The 17,542-nt window shown below is 69.0% G+C and carries 18 protein-coding genes; 10 read left to right on the top strand and 8 right to left on the bottom strand.

What is annotated here, in order from left to right; translation table 11 throughout:
- Positions 1-331: 331 nt before the first annotated feature.
- Complete coding sequence (locus IEY88_RS34925; RefSeq protein WP_189159183.1) at positions 332-706, top strand: HesB/IscA family protein; 375 nt, start codon at positions 332-334, stop codon at positions 704-706.
- Between the two features lie 109 nt (positions 707-815).
- Here IEY88_RS34925 and IEY88_RS34920 read toward each other — a convergent pair whose 3' ends face one another.
- Entirely contained in the window at positions 816-989 is a 174-nt protein-coding gene (locus IEY88_RS34920) for a hypothetical protein (protein ID WP_157512842.1), read from the bottom strand.
- Positions 990-1,146: 157 nt separating this feature from the next.
- Here IEY88_RS34920 and IEY88_RS34915 point away from each other — a divergent pair, with 157 nt between their 5' ends.
- Both IEY88_RS34915 and IEY88_RS34910 read left to right on the top strand, forming a co-directional pair.
- Positions 1,147-2,079: a carbohydrate kinase family protein gene (locus IEY88_RS34915; RefSeq protein WP_189159324.1), complete on the top strand. Its 933-nt coding sequence runs from the start codon at positions 1,147-1,149 to the stop codon at positions 2,077-2,079.
- A 7-nt stretch (positions 2,080-2,086) separates the two neighbouring features.
- Positions 2,087-2,851 (top strand): class I SAM-dependent methyltransferase, encoded by a 765-nt coding sequence (locus IEY88_RS34910; protein WP_189159182.1) that lies wholly within the window; start codon positions 2,087-2,089, stop codon positions 2,849-2,851.
- A gap of 39 nt (positions 2,852-2,890) precedes the next feature.
- Here IEY88_RS34910 and asnB read toward each other — a convergent pair whose 3' ends face one another.
- Positions 2,891-4,819, bottom strand: coding sequence for an asparagine synthase (glutamine-hydrolyzing) (asnB, locus tag IEY88_RS34905; RefSeq protein WP_189159181.1), 1,929 nt, complete (start codon positions 4,817-4,819; stop codon positions 2,891-2,893).
- A 193-nt stretch (positions 4,820-5,012) separates the two neighbouring features.
- Between asnB and ctaC the strand changes: the two genes are divergently transcribed.
- Together ctaC and IEY88_RS34895 are read left to right on the top strand one after the other, a co-directional pair.
- Positions 5,013-5,945, top strand: a complete 933-nt coding sequence (gene ctaC / locus IEY88_RS34900) for an aa3-type cytochrome oxidase subunit II (RefSeq protein ID WP_229694060.1) — start codon at positions 5,013-5,015, stop codon at positions 5,943-5,945.
- A gap of 14 nt (positions 5,946-5,959) precedes the next feature.
- The gene (locus IEY88_RS34895; RefSeq protein WP_189159179.1) at positions 5,960-6,376 is read left to right on the top strand and encodes a cytochrome c oxidase subunit 4; all 417 of its coding nucleotides are present in this window, start codon (positions 5,960-5,962) and stop codon (positions 6,374-6,376) included.
- 123 nt (positions 6,377-6,499) lie between these two features.
- Here the strand turns inward: IEY88_RS34895 and IEY88_RS34890 are convergent, their stop codons facing one another.
- The 4 genes from IEY88_RS34890 to IEY88_RS34875 form a co-directional block, all read right to left on the bottom strand.
- Entirely contained in the window at positions 6,500-7,192 is a 693-nt protein-coding gene (locus IEY88_RS34890) for a lysophospholipid acyltransferase family protein (RefSeq protein ID WP_189159178.1), read from the bottom strand.
- A 143-nt stretch (positions 7,193-7,335) separates the two neighbouring features.
- A complete protein-coding gene (trpD, locus tag IEY88_RS34885; RefSeq protein WP_189159177.1) occupies positions 7,336-8,376 on the bottom strand; it encodes an anthranilate phosphoribosyltransferase in 1,041 nt (346 codons plus the stop codon).
- Positions 8,377-8,382: 6 nt separating this feature from the next.
- On the bottom strand, positions 8,383-8,793 hold the full coding sequence (locus tag IEY88_RS34880; RefSeq protein WP_189159176.1) for a hypothetical protein: 411 nt from the start codon (positions 8,791-8,793) through the stop codon (positions 8,383-8,385).
- Positions 8,794-8,858: 65 nt separating this feature from the next.
- Complete coding sequence (locus tag IEY88_RS34875; RefSeq protein ID WP_189159175.1) at positions 8,859-9,260, bottom strand: hypothetical protein; 402 nt, start codon at positions 9,258-9,260, stop codon at positions 8,859-8,861.
- Between the two features lie 82 nt (positions 9,261-9,342).
- Between IEY88_RS34875 and ctaE the strand changes: the two genes are divergently transcribed.
- Genes ctaE through qcrB form a run of 4 tightly spaced genes read left to right on the top strand, consistent with a single transcriptional unit; the run spans position 9,343 to position 13,600 of the window.
- Positions 9,343-9,951 carry an aa3-type cytochrome oxidase subunit III gene (gene ctaE, locus IEY88_RS34870; protein ID WP_189159174.1) on the top strand — a complete coding sequence of 203 codons (609 nt, stop codon included), beginning with the start codon at positions 9,343-9,345 and terminating at the stop codon, positions 9,949-9,951.
- A gap of 51 nt (positions 9,952-10,002) precedes the next feature.
- Positions 10,003-10,815, top strand: a complete 813-nt coding sequence (gene qcrC, locus IEY88_RS34865) for a cytochrome bc1 complex diheme cytochrome c subunit (protein WP_189159173.1) — start codon at positions 10,003-10,005, stop codon at positions 10,813-10,815.
- Entirely contained in the window at positions 10,812-11,939 is a 1,128-nt protein-coding gene (gene qcrA / locus IEY88_RS34860) for a cytochrome bc1 complex Rieske iron-sulfur subunit (RefSeq protein WP_189159172.1), read from the top strand. The genes qcrC and qcrA overlap by 4 nt, the downstream gene beginning before the upstream one ends.
- Positions 11,936-13,600 carry a cytochrome bc1 complex cytochrome b subunit gene (qcrB, locus tag IEY88_RS34855; RefSeq protein ID WP_189159171.1) on the top strand — a complete coding sequence of 555 codons (1,665 nt, stop codon included), beginning with the start codon at positions 11,936-11,938 and terminating at the stop codon, positions 13,598-13,600. Before qcrA ends, qcrB begins: the two co-directional genes overlap by 4 nt.
- A gap of 86 nt (positions 13,601-13,686) precedes the next feature.
- On the opposite strand, the gene IEY88_RS34850 is transcribed toward qcrB, so the two are convergent.
- Together IEY88_RS34850 and IEY88_RS34845 are read right to left on the bottom strand one after the other, a co-directional pair.
- Entirely contained in the window at positions 13,687-13,974 is a 288-nt protein-coding gene (locus IEY88_RS34850; protein ID WP_045309335.1) for an Lrp/AsnC family transcriptional regulator, read from the bottom strand.
- Between the two features lie 283 nt (positions 13,975-14,257).
- Positions 14,258-15,955, bottom strand: a complete 1,698-nt coding sequence (locus tag IEY88_RS34845) for a DEDD exonuclease domain-containing protein (RefSeq protein ID WP_229694059.1) — start codon at positions 15,953-15,955, stop codon at positions 14,258-14,260.
- A 183-nt stretch (positions 15,956-16,138) separates the two neighbouring features.
- Between IEY88_RS34845 and IEY88_RS34840 the strand changes: the two genes are divergently transcribed.
- Positions 16,139-17,497: an NYN domain-containing protein gene (locus IEY88_RS34840; protein ID WP_189159169.1), complete on the top strand. Its 1,359-nt coding sequence runs from the start codon at positions 16,139-16,141 to the stop codon at positions 17,495-17,497.
- Positions 17,498-17,542 lie beyond the last annotated feature (45 nt).

The raw sequence follows: 17,542 nt of genomic DNA, 5'->3' as shown, positions 1-17,542 counted from the left end.
AGCACCCCTGCCCCAGCACCCCTGCCCCAGCACCCCTGCCCCAGCACCCCTGCCCCAGCACCCCTGCCCCAGCACCCCTGCCCCAGCGACCCCGCCTAGCCACCCTGCCCAGCGACCGCCCCGACGATCACCAGCAACACTCCCGGCGATCACCAGCAGCGCCCCCCAAAGCGCGCACCGACATATCGGCCGGCCCGAAGGTGGTCTACGTGACAGTCGACACCCAGGGCGTCATGAGGTGCCGTTGTGGGACCATGGGTGGTGGAACAAGGCGGGGCACGCCCGTGTTGTTGATGGGTGAACCGCCCGCAAAGGACCTCTTAGGAGAGCCATGACGACCGCTCAGGATGCCGCTTCGACCTCCGAGTCCGAGGCGCCCAGCCACGGCGTGACGCTGACCGATGCGGCCGCCGTCAAGGCCAAGGCGCTGCTCGACCAGGAGGGCCGCGACGACATGCACCTGCGCATCGCCGTCCAGCCCGGTGGGTGCGCCGGCCTTCGCTACCAGCTGTTCTTCGACGAGCGCGCGCTCGACGGTGACGCGATGGTCGACTTCAACGGCATGAAGGTCGCCGTCGACCGCATGAGCGCCCCGTACGTCGAGGGCGCTGTCATCGACTTCGTGGACACGATCGAGAAGCAGGGCTTCACGATCGACAACCCGAACGCTGGCGGGTCTTGCGCCTGCGGCGACTCGTTCCACTAAGGCGAACACGCGGAGAGGCCGCGTTCCCGCATCGATGGGAACGCGGCCTCTCCGCGTGCGGACCACAAAATCCGTCAGGTATGAACCGGACGAACCGGGAATCCGGAAGCTAGACGCCGTATTCGGCGAGGCCCTCGACCTGGTGGGCGCACCGCTCGTCGACCTGCCAGGGCGCGGCGGCGCGCGGGGCGGGGAGAGGGTGCTCGGGGTGGGTCAGAGCGAAGGGGAGCTGCGCGCAGTCCTCGATCAGTTCACTCATCGTGGTGGCCTCTGGAATCGTCACTTCCTGACCGTATGACGGCGGTCTGACCTGCGGTAGCCCTACCAAACAGTAGTCTTCTCGGCGGTACTCGTCCGGGTGAGTTGTCACCTAGCGCAACAAGAAAAGAGGAGCCGACGTGCCCCTAGCCGTGTGCGGCAGCATCGCGACCGACCATCTGATGCACTTCCCGGGTCGTTTCGCGGACCAGCTGGTCGCGGAGCGTCTCGACCGTGTGTCGCTGAGCTTCCTGGTCGACGACCTCGTGGTCCGCCGCGGTGGCATCGGCGCGAACATCGCGTTCGGCCTCGGTGTGCTCGGGGTCCGGCCGGTGCTCGTCGGTGCCGTCGGCAAGGACTTCGACGACTACCGCTCGTGGCTCGAGCGGCACGGTGTCGACACGTCCGGCGTGTACGTGTCCGACGTCGCGCACACCGCGCGGTTCGTCTGCACGACCGACGACGACATGTGCCAGATCGCGTCCTTCTACGCGGGTGCGATGGCCGAGGCGCGCAACATCGAGCTCGCGCCGATCGCGGACCGCGTCGAGAACCTCGAGCTCGTGGTCATCAGCCCCGACGACCCCGCGGCCATGCTCCGGCACGCCGAGGAGTGCCGTCAGCGCGGCTACAAGTTCGCCGTCGACCCGTCGCAGCAGCTCGCCCGCATGGACGGCGACCAGGCGCGCGCGTTCGTCGAGGGCGCCGAGTACCTCTTCAGCAACGACTACGAGTGGGAACTGCTGCTGCAGAAGACCGGCTGGACCGAGGCCGACGTCCTCGCCCGCGTCGGCAAGCGCGTCACCACGCTCGGCGCCAAGGGCGTCGAGATCGTCGACCGCGACGGTTTCTCGCTGCACGTCCCCGCCGTTCCCGAGGTCGCGAAGACCGACCCGACCGGCGTCGGCGACGGCTTCCGCGCGGGTTTCCTCGCGGGCCTGACGTCGGGTCTGAGCATCGAACGCTCTGCTCAGCTCGGTTCGTTCATCGCCGTCGAGGTGCTCGAGACCGTCGGCACGCAGGAGTGGGTGCTGGAGCGCGAGTCGGCGCTCGCCCGCATTCGTGGCGCGTTTGGTGCAGAAGCCGCTGAGGAGATCGCTCCCGTCCTGCCATGATCGGACAATGGGGACGTACCTGTTCGGCGGCACCGGTGAGTCGCTCGATCCGAAGTTCGACGCGCTGAGCTCACTGCTCGACGCGGGCACGTTCGTCCGCGTCGAGCAGCTGGGCGTCTCGGACGGCTGGCGCTGCCTCGAGGTCGGGGGTGGCGGGGGATCGGTCGCGACCTGGCTGGCCGACGTCGTCGCCCCGTCCGGGCACGTGACGGTCACCGACATCGACGTGACCCGGCTCGAGGAACGCGACAACGTCACCGTCCTGGAGCACGACGTGGTGTCCGGCATCCTGCCGGGCAACGCGTTCGACCTGGTCCACGCCCGTCTGGTGCTCTTCTACCTGCCCGCCCGCGAACTCGTGCTGCGCAAGCTGCGCGACTCGTTGCGCCCCGGCGGCTGGCTCGTGCTCGAGGAGTTCGACTGCCTGCCCCTCGAAGTCCTCGCCGCGGCACCCGACGACGCGAAGCTGATCATGCGGGTGAAGAACGCCCTGCTGACGTTGCTCGACCAGGCCGGCGCCGAACTGGCGTGGGGTGCCCGGATCGAGAGGACCCTGCTCGACGCGGGCCTCCACGACGTGAGCGGCTCGCGTGAGGTGCAGGAGTGGGAGGGCGGCTCTGCGGGCTGCCGCCTGCTCGCCACGACCGCACGCCTGGTGCGCGCGAAGCTCCCGCTCACCGACGACGAGTTCGACCGCTACCTGGAGCTCATGGCGTCCCCGGAGACGGTCGTCAGCTCGTACGCGATCTGCAGCGCGCAGGGTCGCCGATAACGCGGAAGGGCCCCTCCGGAGAGGGGCCCTCACGACCGTCTAGAGCTTGACCGGGTAGTGCGGTTCCGGCACCACCGGGTGGATGCGGCTCTCGACGAAGATGCCGTGCCAGATCATGAACACCAGCAGCGCCCAGATCCGGCGGCTGTGGTCGAGCACGCCCGAGCGGTGCTCCTCGATCAGCCGCAGCACTGCGGTCTTGTCGATGTACTGGTCGGTCTGGGAAGCACGCACGATCTCGACGGCCCAGTCGTGCATCTCGTCCTTGAGCCAGTGCCGGATCGGCACCGGGAAGCCGAGCTTGCGGCGGTTCAGCACGTGCGCCGGCACGATGTCGCGGATCGCCTTGCGCAGCGCGAACTTCGTCGTGTCCTTCGTGATCTTCAACTCACTCGGGATCTGCGACGCGATCTTGAAGACCTCGGGGTCGAGGAACGGGACGCGCAGCTCCAGCGAGTTCGCCATGGTCATCTTGTCGGCCTTGACCAGGATGTCCCCGCGCAGCCACGTGAACAGGTCGACGTGCTGCATGCGCGTCACCGGGTCCCACGCCTGCGACTCGCGGTACGGCTGGGCCGTCGCGTCCATGTGGGACACCGCCGGGTCGTACGTCCTGAGCACCTGGCGCAGGTGGTCGTCGAGGAAGATCCGCGCGTTGCCGTAGTAGCGCTCTTCCAGCGTCAAAGCGCCGCGCCGCAGCAGGTCCTTGCCGCGCACGCCGTGCGGGATCTTCGTGGAGACCTTGCCCATCGCCTTGCGCAGCGCGCCCGGCACCTTCTCGAAACCCGCCAGCGACAACGGTTCGCGGTAGATCGTGTACCCGCCGAACAGCTCGTCCGCGCCCTCACCCGACAGCACGACCTTCACGTGCTGGCGCGCCTCACGTGCGATGAACCACAACGGCACCAACGCGGGGTCGGCCACCGGGTCGTCGAGGTACCACGTGATCAACGGCAGGGAGTCCATCATCTCCTGCGCGCTCACCGTGCGGACCACGTGCTTCACGCCGATCAGCGCTGCCGACTCCGCGGCCACGTCGACCTCGGAGAACCCCTGGCGCTCGAACCCCGTCGTGAACGTGATCAGGTCCGGGTTGTGCTCCTTGGCCAGCGCCGCGACCACCGTCGAGTCGATGCCGCCGGACAGGAACGAGCCGACCGTCACGTCCGCGCGCATGTGCTTGGCGACCGAGTCGCGCAGCGCGGCGGTGATCTCGTCGTACAGCGCGTTCGCCTCGGCCTCGTCACGGACCGTGCGGACCTTGAAGTGCGCCGGGAAGTACCGCTCGAACTTCGGCGACTCGCCGGGGACCAGCGTGAACGAGTGGCCCGACTCGACGCGGAAGATCGAGTCGTGCAGCGAGGCGGGCTCCGGCACGTACTGCAGCGTCAGGTAGTGCTGCAGCCCCTTGACGTTCATCTTCGGCGCGATGCCGATCGAGGAGGCGATCTCCAGGAGGATCTTCTTCTCACTGGAGAACGCGACGCCGCTCTGGCCCTGCGCCCAGTACAGCGGCTTGATGCCGAACGGGTCGCGGCCGCCGAACAGGACCTCGCGCTCGGCGTCCCAGATGATGAACGCGAACATGCCGCGCAGCTTCGTGATCGCCGCTGGTCCGTAGTAGTGGTACGCGGCGACGATCGTCTCGGTGTCGCCGTCGGTGTGGAAGACGGCGCCGTGCTTCTCGGTGAGCTCGGCGCGCAGCTCCAGGTAGTTGTAGATCTCGCCGTTGAAGTTGATCGTGTACCGGCTCGGCGACTCCGCCGGACCCCAGGTCAACGGCTGGTGGGAGTGCTCGATGTCGATGATGGCGAGCCGGTTGAAGCCGAACACGACCTCGTCGACACGCCTGGTGCCGCTCTCGTCGGGCCCGCGGTGCCGCATGCAGCGCAGCGCCGCCTCCACGGCCGGACGGGCGTTCTCGGCCTCAGTCTCGCTGGGGCAAACAAGTCCTGCCAGGCCGCACAAGGCTCTCGCACCTCTCAAGAAACACGAAGGAGAAGACCACGGGGAAGTCCTCAGTATGCCGAAGGGGCTCTGTGTGACCGAAACTGCACCGCAGCGGCGGTGCCCCCGAGGGGTGAGCGCGGGTGCGCTGGGCTACGCTCCCGCTTGATCCGTTGGCATGGCCAGTAGTTGTGAACGAGGAGGCGGGCGAGCAGTGGGCCTGAAGGAGGGCACCAGGGCATCCCGGCTGGTGAAGACCGCTGGGCTTGTGAGCCTGGTCGGTATCGGGGCCACCGGTTGCTCCACGGACGAGGTGCTGCGCTTCGGATGGCCGCAGGCCGTCACGCCGCAGGCCGAGAAGATGCGCGAGCTCTGGACGTGGTCCGTGATCGCCGCGCTCGTCGTCGGCGTCATCGTGTGGGCACTGATCCTGTGGTCGGTGGTCTTCCACCGCAAGAAGTCCGAGGAGCTGCCGCGTCAGACGGCGTACAACCTCCCGCTGGAGATCGTGCTCATCGTCGTGCCGACGGTGATCGTGGCGGTGTTGTTCTACTTCACCGCCGTGACGCAGAACTACGTCACGGACAAGTCGAAGACGCCGGACGTGAACATCGACGTCATCGCGTTCCAGTGGAACTGGGAGTTCCAGTACCCGGACCACAAGACCGAAGAGGGCAACGTCGTCAGCACGGTCGGCACCTCGGGCGAGGTCCCGATCATGGTGCTGCCGGCCGGCAAGCGCATCCAGTTCAAGCTGCGCTCCACCGACGTCATCCACTCGTTCTTCGTGCCGGAGTTCCACTTCAAGCGCGACGTCTTCCCGATGCCGGAGAAGAACAACCAGGACAACGTCTTCCAGGTCGACCAGATCGACCGTCCCGGTGCGTTCGTCGGGCGTTGCGCCGAGCTCTGCGGCTCGTACCACGCGGTGATGAACTTCGAGGTCCGGGCGCTAGAGCAGGCCGACTTCGACAAGTACATCGAGCTCCGCAAGGAGATCAACGAGAAGACGGGCAAGCCGTACACCACGGCCGAGGCCCTCTCTCAGGTGAACTGTGACGAGTGGTGCTCACCGCTGGCCACGACGACCACCCCGTTCAACACCGACCGGACGGCCCGCGAGGCCTCCGGCGCGGGCCAGAAGTAGGGACACGCCCCGCGATGAAGATCGAAGCTCGCGTATTCGACCTGGTGATGGCCTTCTCGTTCCTGATGGCCGTCGTCTACGGCTACTGGACGCACTTGGCGACCGGCCACGTCGAGCCCACCGGCACGGTGGCACTCGCGCTGACCGGTGGCCTGGCCCTCATCACCGGCACCTACTTCCGGTTCGTCGCCCGCCGCATCGAGGTGCGGCCGGAGGACAACCCCGACGCCGAGGTCTCCGACGGTGCCGGCGAGCTGGGCTTCTTCAGCCCCGGCTCGTACTGGCCGGTCGGCCTCGCCGCCGCGGCGGCGACCACGGGTGTCGCGCTGGCGTTCTGGCACGTCTGGCTGCTGGTGATCGCAGTGGTCATGGTGCTGATCGCGGTCGGCGGCCTGGTGTTCGAGTACCACACCGGCCCGAACCACGACTGATCCCGTCAGTTCACGACAGAGGCCCCCTCCACGCGGAGGGGGCCTCTGTCGTGTGTGGGACAACGAAAAGGCCCTCCCCACCTCGTGCAGCAGGCGGGGAGGGCCTTCGACGTGTCCCGCGAGTTACGCGGCCGCGGTCGCCGGGGTCTTCTCCGGCGTCTTCTGGTACGCGTCGACGTACTCCTGGCCGCTCAGGTCCAGGATGCGGTAGATGATCTCGTCGGTGACGCTGCGCAGCACCGGCAACGACTCCTGCATGCCGTCGTAGCGGCTGAAGTCGAGGGGCTCACCGAAGCGGACCGTGACCGGGACGATCTTCGGGAACCTGCTGCCCACCGGCTGCACCTTGTCCGTGCCGATGATGCCGACCGGGATGACCGGGGCGCCGGACTCCAGCGCCATGCGCGCCACACCCGTGCGGCCGCGGTGCAGCATGCCGTCGAGCGAGCGCGTGCCCTCGGGGTAGATGGCGAAGGCGTCCCCGCGCGCGAGGATCTCGGCGGCCGTGTCGAGCGCGGCGCGGGCGTCACGGCCCTTGCCGCGGTGCACCGGCACGTGGCCGAGCGAGGAGAAGAACCAGCGCGACAGCGAGCCCTTAAGGCCGGTACCCGTGAAGTACTCCGCCTTCGCGAGGAACGAGACGCGACGCGGCACGACCATCGGGATGACGACGCTGTCGATGAAGCTGAGGTGGTTGGCCGCCAGGATGACGGGGCCGTCGGTGGGGATGTTCTCCAGACCGTCCACCACCGGGCGGTAGACGAGACGGGCTGTGCGCGCGACGACGTGCTTCATCACCGGGTAGAGGAAGGCCATGGCACCAGCATTCCAGGTGAGGATTGCCACCGCGTTACCACGTGAGGCGCATCTCGGGCCCATCACTCGCTCGGACTACGCCGATGCGGCGGTCGTGCGAGTTCGGTCACGCGCCGGCGACGACGCGTGACCGAACCGGTCGGCTAGCCCTTCAGGGCCTGCGAAAGCTCCACCCAGCGGCTCAGCAGCGCCGCCGCCTTGCCCGAGTCGATGGCGTCGGCCGCACGGCTCAGCGAGGCCGTCAGGTCGGCGTGCAGGTCGTCGGAGAACCCGCCGTGCGCCGCGATCGCGCCCGCGGCGTTCACGAGCACCGCGTCCCGCACCGACCCCGTCCTGCCGGCCACGAGGTCGCGGACCACCTGGGCGTTGACCGACGAGTCGCCGCCCTTGAGGTCCTCCTCGCGCGCGGGCTTCACGCCGAGCACCACCGGGTCGATGGTCTCCGTGCGCACCACACCGTCCTGCGCGAGCCAGGCCGACGTCGTCGTGGTCGTGGTGATCTCGTCGAGACCGTCGTCGCCCCGCACCACCAGCGCGGTGTTGCGGCGCCGTGCGAACACGCCGGCGATCAGCGGTGCCGCGGCCGCCCGCGCGCAGCCGATCAGGCCGACGGTGGGCTGCGCCGGGTTCGTCAGCGGGCCGAGCAGGTTGAACGACGTCGGGATGCCGATCTCACGCCGCACCGGGCCCGCGTGCCGGAAGCCGGGGTGGAACACCGGCGCGAAGCAGAACCCGATGCCCAGCTGGCGCACGGTCTCCCGCACGCCGTCGGCGGGCAGGTCGATCGCGACGCCCAGCGCCTCCAGCACGTCCGCCGTGCCGCACTGCGACGACGCCGCCCGGTTGCCGTGCTTGACCACGGGCACGCCCGCGGCCGCCGTGATGATCGCGGCCATCGTCGAGATGTTCACCGAACCGGAATGATCGCCGCCGGTGCCCACGATGTCGGTCGCCCGCACGTCCACCGTGAACCGGTTCGCGTGCTCGAGCATCATCGTCGCGAGGCCGTCGACCTCCTCCGGCGTCTCGCCCTTGGCCCGCAGCGCGACGATGAACGCCGCGATCTGCGCCGCGGTCGCCTCGCCCGACATCACCTGGTCCATGCCCCAGGCTGTGTCGTCGGCGGTCAGGTCGACGCCGTCGAGCAGGCGGTTGAGCAGCGAGGGCCAGGTGCGCTGGCTCATGGCCGATCAGCCCTTGACGACGGGCACTGCCGAGCCCCGCAGCACCTCGGCCACGGTCTCGGCGGCGGCCAGCGGGTCGAGCGGGTGCACCAGCACCGCGTCCGCCTGCGACCAGGTCGCGAGCCACCTGTCGTCCTTGCGGCGCACCGCGACGACGATCGGCGGGCAGTTCGTGATCTCGTCCTTGAGCTGGCGGGACAGGCCCATGCCCCCGGTCGGCTGCGCCTCGCCGTCGAGGATCAGCAGGTCGACGGTGCCGGCGTCCGCCTCGTAGAGGACGTCCGCGATCGTCGCGGCCTCGACGTACTCGACGCGCGCGAGGTCCGGCGCCGGGCGGCGGCCGACCGCAGTGATGATCGTCTCACGCACCTCGGGCCGGTGGCTGAACACCAGGATCTTCGTGGTCTGCGTGCTCATCTCTCGATCCTCCGCTGCGACTGCCCGACTGCGGCCACCGGAAAGTGACCAAGGTCGCCGTGATGCTATCGGGCTGGCTCGTGCGCCTTCTGCAGGGCGTCCCACCCCAACGCGTCCCCGCCGAGCCGTTGCGCCAGCGAGGCCATCCGCGACCGCTCCTGGGCGCAGTGCAACGCGTCCAGCTTCTGCACCCGGCTGACGAGCGTTATGTCACCGGCGACGAGCACCCAGCCGTCGGGGCTCAACAGCTCCCGCGCGCGTTCTACCTGTTCAGCGGGGATGCGCACGTGGTGCCGGAGCACCGCGAGCTCGTCCGCGCGCCACCGCGGGGAACGGGCCAGGGCGGCCGAATCGGCTTCCGCGAAGTCGAACGCCTCGACCACCACGACCAGGTCCGGGTCGTCCACCGACAACGCCGGCCCGTCCTGTCGGTGCAGCAAGTCCCGCAATCGGCCCAGCAAGCCCATTCGTTGATCTCCTCGCGTGTGACCCAGCCGACCCATGATCTGCCCAGGACCCGATGGGCGGGCGGAAATAGCGCAGGCAATAATGCTGCTCGTGACCACGGCAGCGCCTTCAATCGGCCAGCGCGTGCACTCGCTGAACCGCCCGAACATGGTCAGCGTCGGCACGATCGTCTGGCTGTCCAGCGAGCTCATGTTCTTCGCTGGCCTCTTCGCCATGTTCTTCACGGTGAAGGCCCAGAACGAGGGGCCATGGCCTCCTCCTCCCACGCACCTGAACATCCCCTACGCGTCGGCCTTCACGATCATCCTGGTCGCGTCGTCCTTCACCTGTCAGTGGGGCGTGTTCGCGGCGGAGCGGGGTGACGTCTTCGGTCTTCGTCGCTGGTACATCGTGACGCTGATCATGGGCGCGATCTTCGTCGGCGGGCAGGCAGGCGAGTACATCGAGCTGGTCGAGCACGGCACCACGATCCCGTCCTCGGCGTACGGCACGGTCTTCTACCTCACGACCGGCTTCCACGGCTTGCACGTCATCGGCGGACTGATCGCCTTCGTCTACCTGCTGATCAGGACGAAGCTGAGCAAGTTCACGCCCGCGCAGGCCACCTCCGCGATCGTCGTGTCGTACTACTGGCACTTCGTCGACGTCGTGTGGATCGGGCTGTTCGCCATCATCTACATCGTGCCCTGACCTGCTCCCAGCCACGAGCTCCCGAACTGACAGCAAGGGTTGCCGCACACCATGACCACCACGACGAAACGCCCCCGCGGCGCCCGCACCAAGCTGCGCCGCCGGGTCGCCGGACTGCTCGCACTGGGCTTCGGCCTGCTGAGCGCCGGCATGCTGTTCGCCGCCTTCGCGCCCCAGGCGCAGACCGCCCAGGCGCAGCAGCAGGACGCCCTCGTCCGCCAGGGCGAGCAGATCTACCTGAACACCTGCCAGAGCTGCCACGGCAAGTCTCTCGAAGGTGTGCAGGACCGCGGGCCGAGCCTGATCGGCGTCGGCGACGCCGCGGTCTACTTCCAGACTTCCTCCGGCCGCATGCCCATGGCGCGGCAGGAGGCGCAGGCCATCCGCAAGCCCGCGAAGCTCTCCCCCGAGGAGATCAACGCGCTGATGGCCTACATCGACGCGAACGGCGGCGAGGGCCCGAAGAAGCCCTCCGAGACCGGTGAGGCCCTGCGCGGCGAGAACCCTGCACGCGGTGGCGAGCTCTTCCGCCTCAACTGCTCCAGCTGCCACAACTTCACGGGTCGTGGTGGCGCGCTGTCGTCCGGCAAGTTCGCGCCGGCGCTCGACGGGGTGTCCGAGGAGCAGATCTACACGGCGATGCTGAGCGGCCCGCAGAACATGCCGAAGTTCGGCGAGCGCCAGCTCACGCCGGAAGAGAAGAAAGACATCATCGCGTACGTCAAGTCGGTCACCGACGGAAACAACAACTCCGGCGGCAACCCCCTGGGCGGGTTCGGACCCGTCACCGAGGGCATGATCGCGTTCATCGTGGGCATCGCCGCGCTCATCGGCGTGACCCTCTGGATCGGAGCCAAGGCATGAGCGGCGACAAGCCGATCGAGCTGCCCAGCGAGGCAGAGCTCGCGGAGATGAGCCGGGACGACCTCGTCAAGCTCGGCACGAGGATGGACGGCGTCGAGCTCGTCCACTACGAGGAGAAGTTCCCGGTCCCCGGCACCCGTGCCGAGCGCCGGGCCCAGCGCTCGGTCGCGCTGTGGTTCGTGATCTCCGCGCTGGCGGGCCTCGCCTTCCTCGGCGTGTTCCTGTTCTGGCCGTGGCAGTACGAGTCGCCGTCGAACGAGACCGGCCACCTGCTGCACATGCTCTACAACCCGCTGATCGGCCTGTTCCTGGGTCTGTCGGTGACGGGCCTGGGCGTGGGCGCGCTGCTCTACACCAAGAAGTTCATCCCGGACGAGCTCGCGGTGCAGCAGCGCCACGACGGCCCGTCGGCCGAGGTCGACCGCGCCACCCTGGTCGCGGAGCTCGCCGACGCCGGTGACCGCAGCGGCATCGCCCGCCGCAGCCTGATCAAGCGCACCGCGGGCCTCGGCGCCGGCGTGCTGGGTCTCGGCGTGGCGGCCGTGCCGCTGGGCGCGCTGATCAAGAACCCGCACGCCGACAGCGAGACCAAGAACTCGCTGTGGCACACCGGCTGGAAGGCCGAAAAGGGCGAGAAGGTCTACCTCCGCCGCCACACCGGCAACTTCCACGAGGTCTCCCTGGTGCGTCCCGAGGACGTCGAGCCGGGCGGCTTCGAGACGGTGTTCCCGTTCCGGGAGTCCGAGCGCGACGACGAGCACGCCCTGGTCGCGGCCCTCAAGCGGGCCGACGCGCCGGTCATGCTCATCCGCCTGCGCCCGAACCAGGCCGTCACCAAGCGTGCAGGTCAGGAAGACTTCAACTACGGTGACCTGTACGCGTACTCGAAGATCTGCACGCACCTGGGTTGCCCGACGTCGCTGTTCGAGCAGCAGACCGGTCTGCTGCTCTGCCCGTGCCACCAGTCGCAGTTCGACGTCTTCGAATACGCCAAGCCGCGGTTCGGCCCGGCGACCCGTCCTCTTCCGCAGCTTCCGATCACTGTGGACGAAGAGGGATACTTGGTAGCCCGCAGTGACTTCATCGAGGCTGTGGGTCCGGCGTTCTGGGAGCGGAAGTCATGAGTGCCATCACCACGCCGACGAAGCCGGCCAACGCGGCCGCGCGCGTCGCAGGGGCGGCGGCCAACGCTGCCGACGAGCGGTACCACGCGGCCTCTGGCCTGCGCAAACAGCTGAACAAGGTCTTCCCGACGCACTGGTCGTTCCTGCTCGGTGAGATCGCGCTGTACAGCTTCATCGTCCTGCTGCTGTCCGGTACGTACCTCGCGCTGTTCTTCGACCCGTCGATGACCGAGGTCACCTACAACGGTTCGTTCGAGAACCTGCGCGGCATCGAGATGTCGCGGGCGTTCGCGTCCACGCTCGACATCTCGTTCGAGACGCGGGGCGGCCTGTTCGTCCGCCAGGTGCACCACTGGGCGGCGCTGCTGTTCATGGCCGCGATCGTCGTGCACATGTTCCGGATCTTCTTCACCGGCGCGTTCCGCAAGCCGCGTGAGATCAACTGGGTCATCGGCATCGTGCTGTTCATGCTCGGCGCGATCGAGGGCTTCCTCGGCTACTCGCTGCCCGACGACCTGCTCTCGGGTACCGGTCTCCGCGTCATGGCGGCGCTGCTGATCTCGTTCCCGGTCATCGGCACGTGGCTGAACTGGCTGATGTTCGGCGGGGAGTTCCCCGGCACGGACATCATCCCGATGCTCTACACCGCGCACATCCTGATCATCCCGGCGATCATCCTGGGTCTGATCGCGGCGCACCTCGCGCTGGTCTGGTACCAGAAGCACACGCAGTTCCCGGGCGTGGGCCGCAAGGAGACCAACGTCGTCGGCGTCCGCATCATGCCGGTGTTCGCGGCCAAGGGCGGTGGCTTCTTCGCCATCGTCGTCGGTGTCATCGCGATCATGGGTGGCGTCTTCCAGATCAACCCGATCTGGAACTTCGGCCCGTACAACCCCGCGCAGATCTCCGCCGGTTCGCAGCCCGACTGGTACATGGGCTGGACCGACGGCCTGGTCCGCATCTGGCCCGCGTGGGAGTTCTACCTGGGCAACTACACGATCCCGGCGCCGTTCCTGCCGTTCATCCTCGGTCTGCCGCTGCTGACCGGCATCGCGGCGGCGTACCCGTGGATCGAGCGCAAGATGACCAAGGACTACGCGCACCACAACCTGCTGCAGCGCCCGCGCGACGTCCCGGTCCGCACCGCGCTGGGCTGGATGTCGATCACGTACTTCATGGTGCTGCTGCTCATGGGCGGCAACGACATCTTCGCCTACCAGTTCGACATCTCGTTGAACCTGACGACGTGGATGGGCCGCATCGGCATGCTGGTGCTGCCTCCGATCGCGTACTTCGTCGCGTACCGGATCTGCATCGGCCTGCAGCGCGGCGACCGCGAGGTGCTCGAGCACGGTGTCGAGACCGGCATCATCAAGCGCCTGCCGCACGGCGAGTTCATCGAGATCCACCAGCCGCTCGGCCCGGTGGACGACCACGGCCACCCGTTGCCCCTGGCCTACCAGGGCACGTCGGTGCCGAAGAAGATGAACAAGCTCGGCTCGGCCGGTCACCCCGTCGTGGGCAGCACGTGGTCGCCGGACCCGGTCGAGGAGACCGTGGCCCTGCAGAACGCGCGCAAGCACATCCACGCCTCTGAGGGCCTGAGCTCTCAGGACGAGGCCAGCGAGCTCGCGGGCAAGCCTTCCGACCCGAAGGCCTGATCCACAGCTGGACATGACGAAGGCCCCCGTGAACTTCCACGGGGGCCTTCGTCATGTCTGCGGCCCCTCGTCGGGGCGCCTCTGGCCTACTGGGCGTCGTCCAGGCCGATGGCGAACGCGGCCTCGTCGTCGCGCTTGGAGTAGCTGCGGAACGCGATGTGCGTGTCGGTGTTCAGCACGCCCGCGACCTTGCTGATCTTGCCCGGCACCAGGGCGGCGAGGTCCTCGTGCTTGCTGACCCGCACCAGCGCGATCAGGTCCACGTCACCGGCGCAGGAGTACACCTCGGTGACTCCGTCGATGTCGGCGATCTCCTGCGCGGCCTCGGGAATGCGTTCGGCGGCGGCCTGGATCAGCACGATGGCGGTGACCACGGCGTCCTCCTCGGGGTCTGGGCTCCGGTGTCTCAAGCACCCGTAGTCTGCCCTACCGCCTGATCACCGGCGTGAGGACGTCGCCAGATCCCATTCGTATCGCTTTGTCGACATCCCAACTGATATATCGGTTGCCCACACAGCCTCTGACCTGTGCTTACGTCCCTTATGCAAAAGACGTTTGCGGACGTCCGCAAACGTCTTTTGCATAAGGCCCCAGTTTTGGGGGCAGAACTCGACTCGTCGCGCACGCGGAATCGGCGTGCGGCGAGGGTGTGCGGGATCAGTTCCAGTCGCGGAGCGGGCGGGCGCTCGCGGCTTGTTCGGCCCACGGGACCCAGGCCGCGGCGGCACCGGCGGGGGAGGACCACGGCTCGTCGGCGTAGACGAGGCGGGTGCCCGGCTGGTCGAGCCAGCGCAGGACGACGCCGGCCTCTTCCGGCGGTGCGCCGCGCAGCGGGCCGGGGGTCGGGATGACCGTTTCCGCGGAGGCGACGAGTGCGTCGACCACCGGCATCGGGCGGGTGCCCCGGCGGGCGACCCCGGCGGAGGCGAGGCGGCCGTAGCGGACTACTGAGAACTCCCAGCCGCCTTCGCGGTCGGGTCTCGCGGCGACCAGTTGGGGAAGCGCGGCGAGGGCCGCCAGGCGCTGGGCCCTGTCCAGGGACCGGACGAGGCCTGCCAGGCGGTCGCGGCGGCGGGCGGCCTCCTCGAACCTTTCGGCCGAGGCCAGGCCGCCGAGCTGGGAGATGAGCGTGCGCAGCGGGTCGGCGCTGCGGCCGACGACCAGGTCGCGCACGGCGACGACGGCGGGGGAGTACTCGTCCACGGACTGCTTGCCGGCGCACGGGGCCTTGCACCGGTCCAGCTCGGCCAGCGCGCACGGCGAGGCGCGCTGGTTCGTCGCCGGGATCTTGATGGTGCACGAGCGCAGCGGTACGGCGTCGAGCAGCGCGTCCGCGACCGACTCGGCCGCCTTGCGGGTGCGGAACGGGCCCAGCGCGCCGTCCCGGGGGACCTTGACCAGCGAGATCCGGGGGAACGGCTCGTCGGTCAGCGTCAGCCACCAGGCGTGGTGGGGATTCTTCGAGCGCCGGTTGTAGGCGGGGCGGTGGGCGCGCAGCAGCCGCAGCTCGCGCACCTCCGCCTCCAGCGGGTGGGAGCACTCCACCGCGTCGACGCGCACGGCGAGGGACACCATCTCGCGCAGCCTGCGCCTGCCCTCGCTGGCCGTGAAGTACTGGCGGACCCGGCGGCGCAGGTCCGATGCCGTGCCGACGTAGAGGACCTCTTCCTTCGGACCGCGGAAGAGGTACACGCCCGGTGTGGACGGCAGGTGGGCGGCCAGCGAGCGTTTGCGGCGTTGTTCCGGCGTCACCTCGGGCAGGTACGCCAGCAACTCCTCGAGGGAGTGCACGCCGACGTTGCCGACGCGCTCCAGCAACGCGTGCAGCACTTCCACGGTCGTGCGGGCGTCGGCCAGCGCCCGGTGCGTCGGCTTCGTCTCCGTCTGGAACAGGTCCGAGAGCGCCGACAGCCGGCACGACGGCGCCTCGTCGCGGCTGAGCACCCTGCGGGCGAGCTTCACCGTGCACACGACGGACGGCTTGGGCCAGCGGTAGCCGTGCCGTTCGCAGGCGGCCTTCATGAAGCTGACGTCGAAGCCCGAGTTGTGCGCCACCAGGACCGATCCGGCCGCGAACTCCAGGAACGCGGGCAGCACCGTCTTCATGGTGGGCGCGCCCGTGACCATCAGCTGCGTGATCCCGGTCAGCTGAGCCACCATCGGCGGGATGCCGCGCTCCGGGTCGACGAGCGTGGCGAACTCTCCGAGGACCTGCCCGCCGCGCACCTTGACCGCGCCGATCTCGGTGACGGCGTCCTCCTCGGCGCTGCCACCCGTCGTCTCCAGGTCGAAGACGACGAACGTCGTGTCGCGCAGGGGCGTCCCGAGCTCGTCGAAGGACAGTTGTCCGGTCACGTGGCTGACGTTAGCGACGGGGTCTGACAATTTTTCGAGCTGATCTCCGGGAGTGGCCTGACCTGCGGTTGCTCCATTGGAGTGGTGATCAGGTGATCTTTTCCAGATCGTTGTTCCGAAGGGCGGACACGTCCATGCGGTGCTCGAGTCACGGGGCTCTAGCCTGATGGGGTGCCAGACCCGATGCCCGAGCCCGAGTTCGACCATCCTGCCGATGGGGCAGGTGAGTCCGCCGATGATTCCGCTGGTGAATCCTCTGTGGACTGGTCGGCCCTGCCGGAGCCGTTGCGGGTGCGGCTGGCGGAGCTGGGCGCGGACGCGCTGGGCGAGATGGCGAAGGTCGACGTGCCCCAGCACCTGCGGCCCGTGGCGAAGTTCGCACCGACCAAACGCGCCCGGCTGGGCGGCTCTCAGGTCGTCGCCGGCCTGCGGGACTCGGCGAACTTCCGCACCGCGGTGGTCGAGTGGCTGCGCAAGAACAGGCCGTCGACGCTCGAGGTGACCTCGCCGGACCCGGTGACGGCGGCCGCGGCGGCGGTGCTGACCGGAGACGACGTCGCGCCGCACTACGTCGAACTGGTCTCGCGGCGGGTGGGTGACGCGACTCTGCGAGCCGAGCGGGACGCGGCCGTCGTGCGCGCCGAACGGACGGAAAGCGAGCTGGAACGGCTGCGGTCCGAACGCACCCAGCTCGACGGCGCCGCCGAACGCGTCCGCGCGGACGCCGAGATCGAGCTCGAACGCCTGCGCAAGCGGTTGCGCGAGCAGGGCGTGAAGCTGCGCGAGGCCAAGGACGCCGCAGAGGCCGCGGCGGGCGAGGTCGAGAAGATCCAGCTGCGCACCGCGGACGAGGTCAAGCGCCTGGTCGCCGAGCGCGACCGGGAGCGGGAACGCGCCGAGACCGAGCGCGGCAAAGCGCAACGGGCGATCGCGGACGCAGAGGTGGCGCGGCAGTCCGCGCGGGAGGCCCGGCAGGCAGACGAGGTGCGGCTCGCGTTGCTCGTGGACACCCTCGACGGCGCCGTGACGGGCCTGCGCCGCGAACTGGCCCTGGGGGGCGGCACCGGACCGCGTCCCGCTGACCTCGTGCGGGGCGCCAGCGCGTCGCAGGGGACCGTGGGCCGCGTGGAGGACCCGGCGGCGCTGGACCGGCTGCTGGCGTTGCCCGCGGTGCACCTGGTGGTCGACGGCTACAACGTCACGAAGACCGGTTATCCGGAGCTGTCGCTGTCGGATCAACGCGATCGGCTCGTGCACCAGCTCGCGGTCCTGGCCGCGCGCACGGGCGCAGAGGTGACGTTGGTCTTCGACGGCGCAGGAGTGGTCGCGGTGCCCGCGGCGGCCCCTCGGGGCGTGCGCGTGCTCTTCAGCGACCCCGGTGTTCTGGCCGATGACGTGATTCGCGCGCTGGTCACGGCAGAGCCCGAGGGCCGGCCGGTGGTGGTGGTGACGTCGGATCGCGCGGTCGCGGACTCGGTCCGACGCAGGGGCGCGCACCCCGTGCCGTCCGCTGTGTTGCTGGCCCGTCTCGGGCGCGTTTGATCACCCGGTAGCCTGACGCCGTCGATCTTGGCGGTCTTGTTCTGG

Source organism: Lentzea pudingi, from assembly GCF_014646255.1.
GTDB classification, from domain to species: domain Bacteria; phylum Actinomycetota; class Actinomycetes; order Mycobacteriales; family Pseudonocardiaceae; genus Lentzea; species Lentzea pudingi.
The sequence above is the reverse complement of the archived record's forward strand: the minus strand, read 5'-3'. Positions and strand labels throughout refer to the sequence as shown.

Bases quoted from the DNA above. Each gene is read 5' to 3' on its own strand.
- qcrA (WP_189159172.1), top strand. From the start codon at position 10,812: ATGAGCGGCGACAAGCCGATCGAGCTGCCCAGCGAGGCAGAGCTCGCG.
- qcrC (WP_189159173.1), top strand. From the start codon at position 10,003: ATGACCACCACGACGAAACGCCCCCGCGGCGCCCGCACCAAGCTGCGC.
- IEY88_RS34895 (WP_189159179.1), top strand. From the start codon at position 5,960: ATGAAGATCGAAGCTCGCGTATTCGACCTGGTGATGGCCTTCTCGTTC.
- trpD (WP_189159177.1), bottom strand. From the start codon at position 8,376: ATGAGCCAGCGCACCTGGCCCTCGCTGCTCAACCGCCTGCTCGACGGC.
- IEY88_RS34840 (WP_189159169.1), top strand. From the start codon at position 16,139: ATGCCCGAGCCCGAGTTCGACCATCCTGCCGATGGGGCAGGTGAGTCC.
- IEY88_RS34915 (WP_189159324.1), top strand. From the start codon at position 1,147: ATGCACTTCCCGGGTCGTTTCGCGGACCAGCTGGTCGCGGAGCGTCTC.
- IEY88_RS34880 (WP_189159176.1), bottom strand. From the start codon at position 8,793: ATGAGCACGCAGACCACGAAGATCCTGGTGTTCAGCCACCGGCCCGAG.
- IEY88_RS34925 (WP_189159183.1), top strand. From the start codon at position 332: ATGACGACCGCTCAGGATGCCGCTTCGACCTCCGAGTCCGAGGCGCCC.
- IEY88_RS34890 (WP_189159178.1), bottom strand. From the start codon at position 7,192: ATGGCCTTCCTCTACCCGGTGATGAAGCACGTCGTCGCGCGCACAGCC.
- IEY88_RS34875 (WP_189159175.1), bottom strand. From the start codon at position 9,260: ATGGGCTTGCTGGGCCGATTGCGGGACTTGCTGCACCGACAGGACGGG.
- ctaE (WP_189159174.1), top strand. From the start codon at position 9,343: ATGCTGCTCGTGACCACGGCAGCGCCTTCAATCGGCCAGCGCGTGCAC.
- IEY88_RS34910 (WP_189159182.1), top strand. From the start codon at position 2,087: ATGGGGACGTACCTGTTCGGCGGCACCGGTGAGTCGCTCGATCCGAAG.
- qcrB (WP_189159171.1), top strand. From the start codon at position 11,936: ATGAGTGCCATCACCACGCCGACGAAGCCGGCCAACGCGGCCGCGCGC.